The organism is Janthinobacterium sp. TB1-E2 (genome assembly GCF_036885605.1).
Taxonomy (GTDB): domain Bacteria; phylum Pseudomonadota; class Gammaproteobacteria; order Burkholderiales; family Burkholderiaceae_D; genus Janthinobacterium; species Janthinobacterium aestuarii.
Genome location: NZ_CP142523.1, coordinates 1 through 15,194 on the forward strand (window position 1 = coordinate 1; position 15,194 = coordinate 15,194).

The 15,194-nt window shown below is 60.5% G+C and carries 12 protein-coding genes; 8 read left to right on the top strand and 4 right to left on the bottom strand.

Annotation, left to right across the window (positions count from 1 at the left end):
* The 4 genes from dnaA (at position 1) to OPV09_RS00020 (ending at position 6,637) form a co-directional block, all read left to right on the top strand.
* Positions 1–1,395 (top strand): chromosomal replication initiator protein DnaA, encoded by a 1,395-nt coding sequence (dnaA, locus tag OPV09_RS00005; protein ID WP_034754339.1) that lies wholly within the window; start codon positions 1–3, stop codon positions 1,393–1,395.
* A gap of 150 nt (positions 1,396–1,545) precedes the next feature.
* On the top strand, positions 1,546–2,652 hold the full coding sequence (gene dnaN / locus OPV09_RS00010) for a DNA polymerase III subunit beta (protein ID WP_034754341.1): 1,107 nt from the start codon (positions 1,546–1,548) through the stop codon (positions 2,650–2,652).
* 153 nt (positions 2,653–2,805) lie between these two features.
* Positions 2,806–5,304 carry a DNA topoisomerase (ATP-hydrolyzing) subunit B gene (gyrB, locus tag OPV09_RS00015; protein WP_338680078.1) on the top strand — a complete coding sequence of 833 codons (2,499 nt, stop codon included), beginning with the start codon at positions 2,806–2,808 and terminating at the stop codon, positions 5,302–5,304.
* 271 nt (positions 5,305–5,575) lie between these two features.
* A complete protein-coding gene (locus OPV09_RS00020) occupies positions 5,576–6,637 on the top strand; it encodes a GGDEF domain-containing protein (protein WP_070302912.1) in 1,062 nt (353 codons plus the stop codon).
* On the opposite strand, the gene OPV09_RS00025 is transcribed toward OPV09_RS00020, so the two are convergent.
* A complete protein-coding gene (locus OPV09_RS00025) occupies positions 6,616–6,873 on the bottom strand; it encodes a hypothetical protein (protein ID WP_338680079.1) in 258 nt (85 codons plus the stop codon). The genes OPV09_RS00020 and OPV09_RS00025 overlap by 22 nt on opposite strands.
* 235 nt (positions 6,874–7,108) lie before the next feature.
* On the opposite strand from OPV09_RS00025, the gene OPV09_RS00030 reads away from it, so the two are divergent.
* The gene (locus OPV09_RS00030; RefSeq protein ID WP_338680080.1) at positions 7,109–8,119 is read left to right on the top strand and encodes a hypothetical protein; all 1,011 of its coding nucleotides are present in this window, start codon (positions 7,109–7,111) and stop codon (positions 8,117–8,119) included.
* A 162-nt stretch (positions 8,120–8,281) separates the two neighbouring features.
* Complete coding sequence (locus OPV09_RS00035) at positions 8,282–9,433, top strand: AI-2E family transporter (protein WP_338680081.1); 1,152 nt, start codon at positions 8,282–8,284, stop codon at positions 9,431–9,433.
* Positions 9,434–9,563: 130 nt separating this feature from the next.
* Here OPV09_RS00035 and OPV09_RS00040 read toward each other — a convergent pair whose 3' ends face one another.
* From OPV09_RS00040 to OPV09_RS00050, 3 genes are all read right to left on the bottom strand, one after another.
* A complete protein-coding gene (locus OPV09_RS00040) occupies positions 9,564–11,294 on the bottom strand; it encodes a methyl-accepting chemotaxis protein (RefSeq protein WP_034754357.1) in 1,731 nt (576 codons plus the stop codon).
* 401 nt (positions 11,295–11,695) lie between these two features.
* Positions 11,696–12,610 carry a hypothetical protein gene (locus OPV09_RS00045; RefSeq protein ID WP_338680082.1) on the bottom strand — a complete coding sequence of 305 codons (915 nt, stop codon included), beginning with the start codon at positions 12,608–12,610 and terminating at the stop codon, positions 11,696–11,698.
* Between the two features lie 41 nt (positions 12,611–12,651).
* Positions 12,652–13,566 carry a DMT family transporter gene (locus tag OPV09_RS00050; RefSeq protein ID WP_338680083.1) on the bottom strand — a complete coding sequence of 305 codons (915 nt, stop codon included), beginning with the start codon at positions 13,564–13,566 and terminating at the stop codon, positions 12,652–12,654.
* Between the two features lie 101 nt (positions 13,567–13,667).
* Here OPV09_RS00050 and OPV09_RS00055 point away from each other — a divergent pair, with 101 nt between their 5' ends.
* Positions 13,668–14,456, top strand: a complete 789-nt coding sequence (locus tag OPV09_RS00055; protein ID WP_083292680.1) for an AraC family transcriptional regulator — start codon at positions 13,668–13,670, stop codon at positions 14,454–14,456.
* Between the two features lie 118 nt (positions 14,457–14,574).
* The gene (locus tag OPV09_RS00060) at positions 14,575–15,174 is read left to right on the top strand and encodes a MarC family protein (RefSeq protein WP_034754361.1); all 600 of its coding nucleotides are present in this window, start codon (positions 14,575–14,577) and stop codon (positions 15,172–15,174) included.
* Positions 15,175–15,194: the final 20 nt, after the last annotated feature.

Below are 15,194 nucleotides of genomic sequence, written 5' to 3' on the forward strand. Positions count from 1 at the left end.
ATGGATAATTTCTGGCAGGCCTGTTCCGCGCAGTTGGAACTGGAGCTGACACCGCAACAATTCAGTGCGTGGATCAAACCGCTTATCCCTCTCGATTACGAAGAGGGCAAGCTGCGCATTGCTGCGCCCAATCGCTTCAAGCTCGATTGGGTCAAGACCCAGTTCGCCAGCCGCATCACTGCCCTGGCCATTCAGTACTTCGAAGCGCCGACGGAAGTGCAGTTCGTGCTCGACCCGCGCCTGGCCTTGCCGAAGAAGCCCGTTGCCGCCAGCACCCCGGCCAGCGATCCGAATGGCGGCGCGCCCAGCGCGCGCGCCGCGGAGCCGCAGCCCAGCGTGCCGGAACTGAGCATCGGCGCCGCCCCGCGCCGCGAGCAGAGCCGCATCAACACCGACCTGACCTTCGACAGCTTTGTTACGGGTAAGGCCAACCAATTGGCGCGCGCCGCCGCCATCCAGGTGGCGAACAATCCGGGCGTGTCGTATAACCCGCTGTTCTTCTACGGCGGCGTCGGCCTCGGTAAAACCCACTTGATCCACGCCATCGGCAACCAGGTGATGGCCGACAATCCGGGCGCAAAAATTCGCTACATCCACGCGGAACAGTACGTTCGCGACGTAGTGACCGCTTACCAGCGCAAGGGTTTCGACGATTTCAAGCACTACTATCACTCGCTCGACATGCTGCTGATCGATGATATCCAGTTCTTTGGCGGCAAGAGCCGCACGCAGGAAGAGTTCTTCTATGCGTTCGAGGCATTAATTGCAGCGAAGAAACAGATCATCATCACCTCGGATACGTATCCGAAGGAAATCACGGGCATGGACGACCGCCTGATCTCGCGCTTCGACTCGGGCCTGACGGTGGCCATCGAACCGCCGGAACTGGAAATGCGCGTAGCGATTCTGTTGAAAAAAGCCAAGCAGGAAGGCGTGACATTCTCCGACGACGTGGCCTTCTTTGTCGCCAAGCACTTGCGCTCGAACGTGCGCGAGCTCGAAGGCGCGCTGCGCAAGATCCTTGCGTACTCGCGATTCCATGGCAAAGACATCACCATCGATATCGTCAAGGAAGCCCTGAAGGACTTGCTGTCGGTGCAGAACCGCCAGATTTCCGTGGAAAACATCCAGAAAACCGTGGCCGACTTCTTCAATATCAAGGTTGCCGACATGTATTCGAAACGCCGCCCCGCGAATATCGCCCGGCCGCGCCAGATCGCCATGTACCTGGCCAAGGAATTGACACAGAAGAGCCTGCCGGAGATCGGCGAACTGTTCGGCGGCCGCGACCACACCACGGTGCTGCATGCCGTGCGCAAGATCGCGCTGGACCGCACCAAGAATCCGGAATGCAACCATGAATTGCATGTGCTGGAGCAAACATTAAAAGGCTAAGCGCCGCTTGAGCAAGACTGGCTCAAAACGTGCTTTACCCTTATCATCTGGGAGGGCACCGCAGCCGGTCTGTCGGGGCTCCCTATGGCAACAATTGTTAAATTAATACGTTAAACGTCGTACTGTTCAACCTATACATTGAGGATAAATATGCAATTGGTCAAAACCACCCGAGATACCCTTCTCCGGCCACTGCAGATCGTGAGCGGTATTGTCGAGCGTCGGCACACTATGCCGATTCTGGCCAATATCCTCATCCGCAAAGACGGTGAAAATGTCTCCTTCCTGTCGACCGACACCGAAGTGCAGATCACCACGCACGCGGAAATCGGTTCCGGCGCGGATGTCACCGGCACCACCGTGGCCGCGCGCAAGCTGCTGGACATCCTGCGCGCCCTGCCCGAATCGGGCGACGTCACGATGACCCTGCTGAACAAGCGCCTGACCGTGCAAACGGGCAAGTCGCGTTTCGCCCTGCAAACCCTGGCGGCTGAAGAGTTCCCAACCGTGCAACAGGCGGAAAGCTACAACGCCTCCGTCACCCTGCCGCAAAAAACGCTGAAGCACCTGTTCAACATGGTGCATTTCTCGATGGCGCAGCAAGACATCCGCTACTACCTGAACGGCTTGTTGCTGGTTCTGGATGGCAATAATGTGATCGCCGTGGCTACCGACGGCCACCGTCTGGCGTTTTGCCAGGTCGCCACCGAGCAGACGTTTGCGCGCCAGGAAGTGATTATTCCGCGCAAGACCATCATCGAACTGCAGCGTCTGCTGGAAGAGAACGATGAGCCGGTCCAACTGGACATCGCCGCCAACCAGGTGAAACTGACCTTTGCCGACATCGAGCTGATCTCGAAGCTGGTGGAAGGCAAGTTCCCCGACTACACGCGCGTGATTCCAAAAGGCTACAAAAACGACTTCACCATCGGCCGCGATGAATTGCTGCGCTCGCTGCAACGCGCCGCCATCATGACCAGCGACAAGTTCAAGGGCGTGCGCTGCATCATCACCCCGGGCAGCATGAAGATCAGCTCGACCAATGCAGACCAGGAAGAAGCCGTCGAAGAACTGGAAATCGACTACGGCGGCGACTCCGTCGACATCGGCTTCAACGTGACGTATCTGCTGGACGTGCTGAACAACCTGAAATGCGAATACGTCAACATCGCGCTCGGTGATTCGAACTCGTCCGCCCTGATCTCCATCCCCGACAATGCCGACTTCAAGTATGTCGTCATGCCGATGCGCATCTAAAGACCACAGCAGTGACGTAGGTCGGATTAGCGCAGCGTAATCCGACATGCTGAAGCGCCGTCTGTCGGGTTACGCCGTTCCGGCTAACCCGACCTACGGTCATCAGCCAGCAGCCCCGAATCAATCAGCAATCGTTATTTGAGAAAGCAGTCCATGTCCGAGAATCCACAAGACACCCCGATCCAGGCCAAAACGGAAGAATACGGCGCCGCCTCCATCCAGATCCTGGAAGGCCTGGAAGCCGTACGCAAACGCCCGGGCATGTACATTGGCGACACCTCGGACGGCACCGGCTTGCACCATCTGGTTTTCGAAGTGCTGGACAACTCCATCGATGAATCGCTGGCCGGCCACTGCACGGAAATCCACGTCACCATCCACAGCGACAATTCGATCTCGATCACCGACAATGGCCGCGGCGTACCGACCGGCCTGAAAATGGACGACAAGCACGATCCGAAGCGTTCGGCGGCGGAAATCGTCATGACCGAATTGCACGCGGGCGGCAAGTTCGACCAGAACTCCTATAAAGTCTCGGGCGGTTTGCATGGCGTGGGCGTGTCCTGCGTGAATGGCCTGTCGAAACTGCTGAAACTGACCATCCGCCGCGATGGCAAAGTGCATCACATGGAATTCGTGCGCGGCGTGCCGCAAGACCGCCAGATCGTCATGGTCGGCGACATCGCCACCTCCCCGATCCGTGTCATCGGCGAAACGGACAAGCGCGGCACCGACGTGCATTTCTGGGCTGACGAAGAGATTTTCACGCACGTGGAATTCCACTACGAAATCCTGGCCAAGCGCATCCGCGAATTGTCCTTCCTGAACAATGGCGTCAACATCAAGTTGTCCGACCAGCGCACAGGCAAGGAAGAAGTGTTCGCCTTCGAAGGCGGCACCCGCGGCTTCGTCGAATACATCAACAAGGCCAAGTCGGTCTTGCACCCGACCATTTTCCAGGCCACGGGCGAGCGCATGTCGGACCAGAACACGAACATCTCGGTCGACGTGTCGATGCAGTGGAACGATGCCTACAATGAACAGGTGCTGTGCTTCACGAACAACATCCCGCAACGCGACGGCGGCACCCACTTGACGGGCCTGCGCGCGGCGATGACGCGCGTGATCAACAAATACATCGATGAACACGAGTTCGCCAAAAAGGCGAAAGTGGAAATCAACGGCGACGACATGCGCGAAGGCCTGACCTGCGTGCTGTCGGTCAAAGTGCCGGAACCGAAATTCTCGTCACAGACGAAAGACAAGCTGGTATCGAGCGAAGTGCGCGGCCCGGTGGAAGAGATCGTTGCCAAGACCCTGGCTGATTACCTGCAAGAAAAACCGAACGACGCCAAGATCATTTGCGGCAAGATCGTCGAAGCGGCACGTGCGCGCGAAGCCGCCCGCAAGGCCCGCGATTTGACTCGCCGCAAAGGCATCATGGACGGCCTGGGCCTGTCGGCCAAGCTGGCCGACTGCCAGGAAAAAGATCCCGCCCTGTGCGAACTGTACATCGTCGAGGGTGACTCGGCAGGTGGCTCGGCAAAACAAGGGCGCGACCGCAAGTTCCAGGCGATCCTGCCGCTGCGCGGTAAAGTGCTGAACGTGGAAAAAGCCCGTTTCGAGAAAATGCTGTCGTCGGAGCAGATCACCACCCTGATCGCCACGCTCGGCACTTCGATCGGACCGGACGAATTCAACGTCGAAAAACTGCGCTACCACCGCATCATCATCATGACCGATGCGGACGTCGACGGCGCCCACATCCGTACCCTGCTGCTGACCCTGTTCTACCGCCAGATGCCGCAACTGGTCGAGCGCGGCCACATCTACATCGCGCAACCGCCACTGTACAAGGTGAAGGCCGGCCGCGACGAGCGCTATCTGAAAGATGACGCCGAGGAAGCGAGCTACATGATGACCGTGGCGCTGAACACGGCCGTGCTGGTGCCGCGCGAAGGCGCGGAAGGCATTTCCGGCGAGACCCTGACGGAACTGGTGCGCAAGTTCAACCTGTCGAACACCATCATGACCCGTCTGACGCGCGTCATCGACCGCGCCGCCCTGACGGCCATCATGACGGGCGTGCAGCTGGACCTGTCGACCCTGGACCTGGCGGAAGCCTCCGCCCTGGCCCTGCAGACGGCCATCAACGACAGCGCCGTGCGCGTGCATGTGCGTTCCGACGACTTGTCGGAAAAACACAAGCTGCACATCGAACGCATGTACCACGGCAACGTCAAAGTCACGGCCATCGACGCCGACTTCGTGCAAGGTCCGGACTACGCCGTACTGAGCAGCGGCGCCGCCACCTTCGAAGGCCTGATCGGCGAAGGCGCGTTTGTCCGCCGCGGCGAAGGCGAGCGCATGAAGGAAATCGCCGTGGTCGACTTCCACCAGGCCATGCAATGGCTGCGCGACGAAGCCGAACGCACGGTTTCGAAACAGCGCTACAAAGGTCTGGGCGAAATGAACCCGGACCAGCTGTGGGAAACAACGATGGACCCAACCGTACGCCGTTTGTTGAAGGTGCAGATCGAAGACGCGATTGCTGCGGATCAGATCTTCACTACGCTGATGGGCGACGACGTGGAACCACGCCGCGCGTTTATCGAAAACAACGCGCTGCGTGCGGGCAATATTGACGTTTAAGACATAACAGCAACGAGATGTTGCCATGGCGGCCCTCTTGCAGGGCCGCTTTCTTTTTCAACGTCCAGACCGTGCCCTTCGGGGATGCAGCGATCACGCTCACAGTACCTGTATCCATACCGCCGCATTTCCACGCTCTCCGTCCCCACTACCCCCAAGAAACCAGTACACTAGTTCCTGAGCGCAACTAATTTTGTACGCGCGCCATGCCGCCTGCCGTTGCCGGGAGGCGTCCCTGCCGCAAGGCCTGTTGTCTGCCTGGACGAATGGAATGTTCACTTCGCGCAGTCTGTCTCCTGCCTTCTATTACCTGTTCTTTTCAGGAGAACGGGAGCAGCAGCAGCGCTTTTTCAAGGAACTGCATTTCATTTCGATAGCCATCCTGACGTTTGGCCTGGCTTGCTGGCTGGTCACGTTCAGCCTGACCTTGCCGCGCGCTTCGTTCGATCATGCGCAGGCGGCGCTGGGTGTGACGGGCATGCTGGGCGGGCTGCTGCTGACCGTGTATGCGAAGTCCTTGCAGGCGATTATCGCCAGCGGCACCATCAGTGTGCTGTTCATCGCGTTCGGCTTTCGCGTGCTGATGCTGAGCACGGAAGACCCTGCTTTCTGGGTGTTGCCGCTGGGGGTGATGATCACCCTGACGACGGCGCCCATCTTCAGCGGCATCGCGTATTACCTGGGCGTATCACTGTGCGTGTGGGCCATGTTGGGGCTGGGGCAATTTCCCGTGCATGCGGGCCAGGCCGACCAGCATTGGCCCGTGCTGGCCGTCACCATCAGCGTCATCATCGGCCTGGCGCTGAATATCTATTTTCTCGTCCTGCGCATCCATAACTACCGCGCCCAGCGCGAGCTGGCGACGATGGCTTACAAGGATGGCTTGACCGGGCTCAACAATCGCCGCATGTTCACGCAGGGCGCCCGCACCCTGCAGCGCACGGCGCGCACGCCCGCCTATTTCCTGATGATCGACATCGACGACTTCAAGCAGATCAACGACGTGTACGGCCATGACGTGGGCGATGAAGTACTGAAAAAAATCGCCGATGTGATCGCCAAACTGTCTGGCGAGCACCTGTGCGGACGTCTTGGTGGCGAGGAGTTTGCCGTCATTTACCTGGGCGAAAAGAACGCGGCCTGCGCCTTTGCCGCGCAGCTGGTCGACAGCGTCGAGGCGGCTTTCGTGCCGGAACGCAAGGTGTCCGTCAGCATCGGCGTCGCAGAGCTGCTCAAGGAAGCGGACTTGTCGCACAGCTACCGGCGCGCCGATGAATCCTTGTACCAAGCCAAGAAAAGCGGCAAGAACCGCTACGTGCTCAACGCTGCCTGAGTATTGCCGCTGGGCCTGGCGTCGAGCAGCGCCAGCAGGGCCTGCGGGGAAATCTTCCAGGGATTGCGCTGCTCGGGGTCCACCTCGTACCAGCTGTCCTGGGCGCCGATCTTGAGGATGGTCAAAGGGATGTGCTTGCTCTCAAAGAACGCCAGCATGGGGCGGATCAAATGGCTCACCTTAGCATGGTCATCGCTATACAAGGAACAGGTATAGAAACAGCCCTTCTCACCCATGCGCAATTTCCTGGCCGCGCCGACACGCGAGTGGAGCACATACTTGTGCAAGAACTCGGTCACTGTCTCATCGTCAACGGGAATGCTGCAGAAAATAGTGATCTGGGCCATGGCAACGGGGGACAGTGATTCAATAGCCAAGCTTGGCAGAAAGGGATTTATTCCTGAAATGCTAAGATCGCGGCCCGCGCATGCCGGCAACCGGTCCGGCATGGCGTCTCGACAAGGATGGCCATTGAACACCCCAGGAAAAATCACTCTACGCATGCTGTCGCTGTGCGCCGCGCTGTGCCTGCCGCTTTCCACCATGGCAGAAACTATTTCTGCCGAAGATGCCGCCTTCGTGGCCGCCACCGTGCCCGTGCCATCGCCGCCACTGCGCCTGAGTGCGCATCCGGAGATCCGCGCCGACGTCTTCAAGCTGCTCGGTTATGCGCGCGGCAGCTATACGCAGGGCAACACCCTGATCGCGCGCCAGGTGCTCGACAGCATGTATTCACTCGACGACATCACGCGCACCATGCTGCCCGACGGGCGCTCGGTGCTGGCCTCCATCGATGCCGGCACGCACGGTGCACGGCGCGCCGCCATGCTGTTCGATCCGCAACGCAAGCTGTTGGCGCTGGGCCTGGTCAACGGCCATTGCCAAGCCGCCACCGGTGACGCCGCCCCCGCCTGCCTGCCACCCACGCACGCCGTGCTGACGGTGTTCCTGCCACCGGGCGCGGAGGATGAGATGGCCGCGCCGCTGCTCGTGTGGGCACGGCAGTTGCCGACCATGCTGGCACAGGCTGCGCAGGAACAGCGGCAAAGCATTGCTGCCGTGGAATACATCACGACCCGCCCCGGCCAGCCCGGCTGGGAACCGCGCGACGTGCCGCCCGGCTTTTCCGCCAGCCTGCTGCACCTGCTGCTGCCGAATGCGGAATTGAACAGCAGCTCCAGCGGCGGCAAGATCGTCACACCGGCAGGATTGGCCGGTTTGCCCATGCGCACGCCCACGGAAGCGGCCGAGGCCGGTGACGAGCCCATGCCCGATGCCGACATCACCTTGCGCAGCTATGCTGATTTCCACTGGGTGCTCAACACCTACGCCAAGCTGGCCAAGGGCGCGCAAGTGAAAGGCCATGACGACAAGGTGGTGTTTACGGGCAACGATACGAGCGGCCGCTATACGGTGACCTTGCGCGAACCCAACAAGGACGATGGCGTCTTCATCACCGTGGCCAGCTGGCGGGAAAAATAAGCGCAAGAGCAGGGAAAGCATTGCCATTACGCACAAGAACATGGCATTTTGGCATTTTGCGTTATGATTTCCGGCCGTGCGGCGCGGCCCTGTCCCTGCCTTGCCCACCCTGCCCTTCAAGCCAGTCACGCTTGCGTCGCATCCTGCCCCTAAGGAATTCATATGTTCGGTTTTAACTTGCGCGTTGCCAAGATGGTGTGGACGGCTTTCCTCATCGCCTTCCTGCTGTTTCTCACCTACAAGGTTTCATCGACCCTGATCGTCGTGGTCTTTGCGATTTTCTTCAGCTACCTCGTGTATCCGCTGATCGGCCTGCTCGAACGCCATGGGCCAAAGCGCTTGCCGCGCACGGCCGCCATCGGCATCGTCTTCCTCGTGGTGATCTTGCTGGTGGCGATACTGGGCTCCATCTTCGGCGCGCGCATCGAGGAAGAGGCGATCAAGCTCAGCGATCAATTGCCGACCCTGCTCAAGGGCAATAACTTTGCCGAGCGCATCCCGTTGCCGGAATTCATGGAGCCGTTGCGTGCGCGCCTGCTGTCGTTCATGCAGTCGCAGCTGAGCAGCGGTACGGGACAAGCGATGCCGCTGGCGAAAGAACTGGGCTTGACCGTCATGCATGCGGCCAGCAACCTGATCTATCTGGTGCTGGTGCCCGTGCTGAGCTTTTTGCTGATCAAGGAAGGGCCGGACATGCGCGACGGCTTGCTGTCCCTGCTGAACCGTCCAAACAAGAAACTCTGGGGCGCCATCATCGATGACCTCGACATCCTGCTGTCGCGCTATGTACGCGCCCTGCTGCTGTTGTCGATCGCCACCTTTGTGTCTTACAGCATTGCCTTTTCCCTGATGGGCGTACCGTACAGCCTGCTGCTGGCCGGCGCGGCCGCCTTGCTGGAATTCATCCCGTTTGCGGGCCCGTTGGCGGCGGCCGTTATCGCCGTGGTCGTGGCCGGTTTCAGCGGCTTCGAGCACGTGTTCTGGCTGATCGGCTTTATCGCCGCCTACCGTTTGTTCCAGGATTACGTGGTCAACCCGTATTTGATGAGCGAAGGCGTGGAAGTGAGCCCGCTGATGGTGATCGTCGGCCTGCTGGCCGGCGACCAGCTCGGTGGCGTGGTCGGCATCTTCCTGTCCGTGCCCGTGATGGCGGCCATCAAGATCGTCTTCGTGCGCGCGCGGGCAGCCTTGCAGGCGCGCCATGATGCGCTGGAGAAAGCGGAACAGGCCGCGGAGGAAGCGCGCGCCCAGGCCCTGGCCGAGGCGGCGATGCTGCAGGAACAGGGCAGAAAGGTAGCCCTGGAACAACAATAATCTAGAATCAACAACGCCTAAAAAACCGTAGCGAGCGGCAGCAAGTTGTGGCCGAGACGCGCAACTGTGCTAGAGCACAGTGAGCATCGCAGGCCGCAAATTGCGACGCGCAGTAGGTTTTTAGGTGTTGTTAGAACTCTTCCCACTCTCCGCTATTGTCCGCTGCAGGCTTGGCCGGACGCGGTTTTGCGGCAGCGACAGGTGCTGCCGCGGCGCGGGTTGGCGCCAGGCGCAGCGCCGGGCGTTTCAAGGCCGTGCTGGCGGCGGCCACGACAGGCTTGCGCAAGGCAGGCTTGGCGGCAGGACCACTATGGTTGGCATCGAGCTTGAAGATGCTGACCATTTCGGCCAGCGCCGCCGCCTGTTCCTGCATGGCTTCCGAGGCAGCTGCCGCTTCTTCCACCAGGGCCGCATTCTGTTGCGTCACGGTATCCATTTCTGCCACGGCCTGGTTGATCTGGCCGATGCCCAGTTCCTGCTCGCGGCCGGCGGCGCTGATTTCGCCCATGATGTCCGTCACGCGGCGGATGCTGGCCACGATCTCGTCCATCGTCGTGCCCGTCTGGCTGACCAGTTCGCTGCCGGCGCCTACGTTCTGTACCGACGCTTCGATCAGCAGCTTGATGTCCTTGGCGGCGCTGGCCGAGCGGTGCGCCAGGTTGCGCACTTCGGTGGCGACAACGGCAAAGCCGCGGCCTTGCTCGCCGGCACGCGCCGCTTCCACGGCTGCATTCAAGGCCAGGATGTTCGTCTGAAAGGCGATGCCGTCGATCACGCCGATGATGTCGGCGATCTTTTTCGACGATTCGCTGATGGTACCCATGGTATCGACCACTTGCGCCACCAATGCGCCGCCTTTTACCGCCACATCCGATGCCGACACGGCCAGCTGGTTCGCCTGGCGCGCATTGTCGGAATTCTGCTTGACGGTCGAGGTCAGCTCTTCCAGCGACGAGGCCGTTTCTTCCAGGCTCGACGCTTGCTGCTCCGTGCGGCTGGACAGGTCCAGGTTGCCCGAAGCGATTTCATTGCTGGCCGTGGCGATGGCGCCGCTGCCGTCGCGCACGCCGCGCACAGTGGTCGACAGGCGTTCCTGCATCTTCTGCAAGCCCGTCAGCAAGGCGCCCATCTCGTCGTTGCGCGTGATGACGATGTCGTTGGCCAGATTGCCGTCGGAAATGGCGCCGAAATGGCGCAGGGCCTGGTCCAGCGGGCCGAAGATGGCGCGCAGCAGCAAGATGCTGGAAATAATCGTCAGTAAGGCGCCCACCAGCACGCCGCCGATGGCCATGGCCAACTGGGTGCGATAGCTGGACTGGCTTTCCGCATACATGCGGGCAGCCGAAGTGGCCTGATACTGCGTCAATGTTTCAGCGGCCTGGTCCAGGGTGCGGTACAGCGGCGTCAGTCCCGTCATCATCAAACCGTCCGCTTGTGCGACGTTGCCTTCACGCAAAGCCTTGCTCATGACCAGCAAGCCGTTGCTCATGTAATCGCTGCGCTTCTTGTCCATGTCGTCGGACAGGCGCTTTTCATCCGCGCTTTGCGGCAAGGCCAAATACACCTTCCAGGACTTGTTCGACGCTTCCATGAATTGTTCGGCACGGGCCAGGATATCCTTGGCGTCGGCTGCATCGGGATGCACCATCACGCGGTCCATTGTGAACCGGGCGCGGCCCAGCAGAATCTGCGATTCGCCGATCGCTTGCGTCGATGCCAGCTGATTGCTGTAGACCTCGTTGAGGCTGTTGTTGGCCGATTTCAGGCTGATGATACTCATGACGCCGAGCACGGCGATCAGCAAGCCCAGCACACTCATGGTGGCAATCAGGCGCATCTTTATTGTTATGTTCGACAGCATGCAATTTTCCTTGGTAGGGGCGCAACCATGCCTGCGCCCGCCAAACGGGATAGCAGCAAACGCCTGATGGGCGGGTCACGTGAATTGTTCAGGACAGATGGATACGGCGTGTGCGGCGGCAGGGGGGAAGGCGGCCCGCGCATATCGTCAGGAGTGCAAGACAGGGCAACGAGGTCGAGGTTTCCTGTACTTTTATTTCCTGACTGCAAGATACAGGGAAAGATTACTAGTAGCAACATCCAGCATGGATTTTCACGCTTTGTAACAAGTAGATGATGTTTTTTGCGCAGAACTGGCATTCCGCAATCGTGCGCGGTCGCGTGGGAATGCCAGTTATGTTAATAGACGGTTTCTGCAATCGAGCATGGTCAGCATTTGCCAGCCACCGTCCGGCGTCGCCTTTACGGCCCCTGTTTCACGTCATCGACATACAGGCCGCCACCGCCAGGTTCCACCCACTGGCCCTGCTTCTTGCCGTTGACATAGTTGCCCTGCCATTGCACCACGCCGTCGATGCGCCGTTCGCTGGGGCCGTTCAAGCGGTCTTTCACAAACGTGTCGTAGCCGGTGAAACTGTGCATGTCCACTTCGCGCCATTCGTCCACGCCCGGGCTCACTTCCCAGCGGCCTGTGCGCTGGCCACGCTGCATCATGCCCGTCGTCGTTTCATCGCCGCTTTCATACGTCCACGGCCCTTCGGCCTTGTCATCGACAAAGGCGCCAAACGAGCGGATGGTGTTCGGCTCCTCGTAGTGCCACTGCCCCGTGCGCTTGCCCTGTGCATACTGGCCACGGGCATACACGCTGCCCACGCAGCAACTCACGTTGTACTCGATGAATAGCCCATCCTGGCTGGCGGCAAAGCGCTGCGGCTGCGTTTCCCATGTGATCCACTTGATGTGATAGCTGGGTGCGCGGTTCCCTTTCCAGCCCTTGCCCAGCAGATACGTGACCGTGAGGAAATGGCCATCCTTTTCCACGAAGGTTTTTTTATAGGCAAACGCCGGCGCATCGGCCGGCTTGCCGGGCAATAAATCGCCATCGATATTGAAATAGCCGACCAGCTTGCCATGGCCATGCTCGATGGCGTCGAACTCGGCCACGCCCGTGGGTGCGTAGGCTATGCTGTCGTCGATCTGCGGCACATGGGCCAGCGCCGTGCGCACCTGCGCCTCGTCCATGGTTTTCGCGCCGCGCTCGACGGTGCTGGCGGTGGCCGTCGGTTTACCCTCGTAGAACCGCGCCGCCTGCGCTGACGCCAAACCTCCCAGCGCCAGCAGCGCCACCATCGTGCTCATCCAAAATGTTTGCCGCATGCCCACTCCACTGCCTGAAAACCGCCATTATGCATGGCCGTTCAGGCAAGACCGGACGCGCGAGGACGCCGGCCGAACAGGGGGCGCTGTACCGTCTGCGCCAGCAGCACGCCCAGCAGCGAGATGCCGCCGCCGACCAAGTGGTACACATGCATGCTTTCATGCAACCAGACGATGGCCAGCAAGGCCGTCAGCAGGGGCAGCAGGTTGACGTAGATGCTGCAGCGGTTCGGTCCCAGCAGTTTGACGCCTTCGATCCACAGATAGGACAGCACGATGGACGAACCGATGCCCGCATAGCCGATCAAGGGCAAGGTGGTGGCGTCCAGCCTGGCGCTGCCGGGTGGCAAGAGCAGGAAGAACGGCAGCATGCACGCCAGGGCTGCCAGCGCCTGGCAATAAATGGCTTGCCACGCGGGAACGGACAACCGCCAGCGGCGCAGCAGCACGCCGTACAGGGCGAAGCTCAGGGAAGCGAGCAGCATCAGCGCATCGCCCGCATGCACGCCTTGGTGCAGCAAGGCCAGCACGTCGCCACGCCCCACCAGGTACAGCAAGCCGCCAAACGACAGCACGCCGCCGGCCGCCATGCCGACCGTCAGGCGCTCGCCCAGCAGCAGCACGCTGAGCAGGGCCGTCATCAGAGGCGCCAGCGCCGTAACGATGGCCATATTCGTCGCCGTGGTGCTTTCCGCGGCGCGGTAGGACAAACTCTGGAACAGGGCCATCGACATCAGGCCGCACAGGGCCAGCTGCCACCAGTGGCGGCGGATGGCGGCGCGGTTGCGCCACAGGGGGCGGACGATAAACGGTGTCATCACGAGCAAAACCAGCACCAGGCGGTAAAAAGTGATGGCCGTGGGAGCGATGCTGGACGCGGCCAGCTTGGACACGACGACGTTGCCGGCCCACAGCAACATGGCCAAAAACGGATACAGATAGGCGCGTACAGGCATGCGAAACTCCGGGAATAGTTACGGGAAACCATCATGCCGCAGGCGCGTCGCGCCTTCTCGCGCTAAGATGTCCGAACCTATCGCAAAACTGACCTTATTTGATGGATTGTTCCTCTCCGGCCTTTCAGGAATTGCTGCCCGTCACGGCGCGTGCCATGGCGCTGGCCGTCGACTATGCGCACGGCCACGTGATTTCCGCGCACCGCCACACGCATGCGCAATTGCTGTACGCCATCGAGGGCGTGATGACCATCGAAGCGCAAGGCGGGCGCTGGGTAGTGCCGCCCACGCGCGGCGTGTGGCTGCAGCCCGGCATCGCGCACAAGGTGCGCATGAGCGGCGCCGTCAAGATGCGCACGGTGTTCGTGAACTGCGCCAATTCGCCATTGCTGCCTGGTCACAGCTGCGTGCTCGACATCAGTCCTTTGCTGCGGCAATTGATCGTGGCGGCCGTCGACATCGCGCCCGATTTCACGGAAGGCAGCCGCGACTGGCATCTGCTGCAATTGCTGTTGCATGAGCTCGACAGCCTGCCCGTGCTGCCCCTGTATCTGCCGCTGCCCATGGATGCGCGCCTGCGCGGCATTTGCGCACGGCTGATGGAACAACCGGGTGAACAGCAGACGGTGGCGCACTGGGCGCAGGAACTGGCGATCACCGAGCGCAGCCTGCACCGGCTGTTCCAGAAACAGACGGGCATGCGCTTTGGCCAGTGGCGCCAGCAGGCGCGATTGCTGCGGGCACTCGAGCAATTGGCGCAAGGCGTCAAGGTCATCGACGTGGCCATGGACAACGGCTACACGAGTCAAAGCGCGTTCACGGCCATGTTTAAAAAACATTTCGGCACCACGCCCACCGCGTTTTACCAGGCTAAAGTCATTGCGGCGTAAAAAAAATGCTGCTATGCATCAATAATCATGGGCGATTGGGAGCAGGCTTGTTATCATCGCAAGCCTTATCGCACCGCGCCCATCCTGGCAACGGTGTTGACCTCATCTCCACACCACCATGACACAGAATTTCTTCCAGACATTTATCCTGCTCTTGCTCGTCACCGACCCGTTCGGCAACGTTTCCCTGTTCGTCAATGCCCTGAAACGGGTGCCCATCGAGCGGCGCTGGAAAGTCGTGGTGCGCGAGTGCATGATCGCCTTCGGCATCTTGCTGTTATTCATGTTCTTCGGCCGCCATTTCCTGAACGCCTTGCAATTGTCGGAAGTGGCGCTGCGCATCGGCGGCGGCGTGATTTTGTTCCTGATCGCCATGCGCATGGTGTTTCCGCAGCCAAACGCGGGCAATAGCGACCACGAGATGGGCGGCGAACCGTTCATCGTGCCGCTGGCCATCCCCGCGCTGGCCGGCCCGTCGGCGCTGGCCACCGTGCTGCTGTTTTCCTCGCATGAAATGAATGAAGTGATCGCCCACGTGGCGGGGCTGACGGCCGTGGCCGTCGTCTGGCTAGCCGTCTTCCTGTGCGCCGAACGCTTGCAGCGGGCGCTCGGTCCAAGGGTCATGACGGCATTCGAGCGTCTGATGGGCTTGATCCTGACGGCCATGGCCATTGAGATGCTGCTGGCCGGCATACGCGCATTCCTGAAATCCGTTTAACATCAGCATTCATCCACTGA

Coding starts and splice junctions, on each gene's coding strand:
- dnaN (WP_034754341.1), top strand. CDS start 1,546: ATGCAATTGGTCAAAACCACCCGAGATACCCTTCTCCGGCCACTGCAG.
- OPV09_RS00025 (WP_338680079.1), bottom strand. CDS start 6,873: ATGGGTGAGAAGGGCTGTTTCTATACCTGTTCCTTGTATAGCGATGAC.
- OPV09_RS00055 (WP_083292680.1), top strand. CDS start 13,668: ATGGATTGTTCCTCTCCGGCCTTTCAGGAATTGCTGCCCGTCACGGCG.
- OPV09_RS00050 (WP_338680083.1), bottom strand. CDS start 13,566: ATGCCTGTACGCGCCTATCTGTATCCGTTTTTGGCCATGTTGCTGTGG.
- dnaA (WP_034754339.1), top strand. CDS start 1: ATGGATAATTTCTGGCAGGCCTGTTCCGCGCAGTTGGAACTGGAGCTG.
- OPV09_RS00045 (WP_338680082.1), bottom strand. CDS start 12,610: ATGCGGCAAACATTTTGGATGAGCACGATGGTGGCGCTGCTGGCGCTG.
- OPV09_RS00060 (WP_034754361.1), top strand. CDS start 14,575: ATGACACAGAATTTCTTCCAGACATTTATCCTGCTCTTGCTCGTCACC.
- OPV09_RS00020 (WP_070302912.1), top strand. CDS start 5,576: ATGTTCACTTCGCGCAGTCTGTCTCCTGCCTTCTATTACCTGTTCTTT.
- OPV09_RS00035 (WP_338680081.1), top strand. CDS start 8,282: ATGTTCGGTTTTAACTTGCGCGTTGCCAAGATGGTGTGGACGGCTTTC.
- OPV09_RS00040 (WP_034754357.1), bottom strand. CDS start 11,294: ATGCTGTCGAACATAACAATAAAGATGCGCCTGATTGCCACCATGAGT.
- gyrB (WP_338680078.1), top strand. CDS start 2,806: ATGTCCGAGAATCCACAAGACACCCCGATCCAGGCCAAAACGGAAGAA.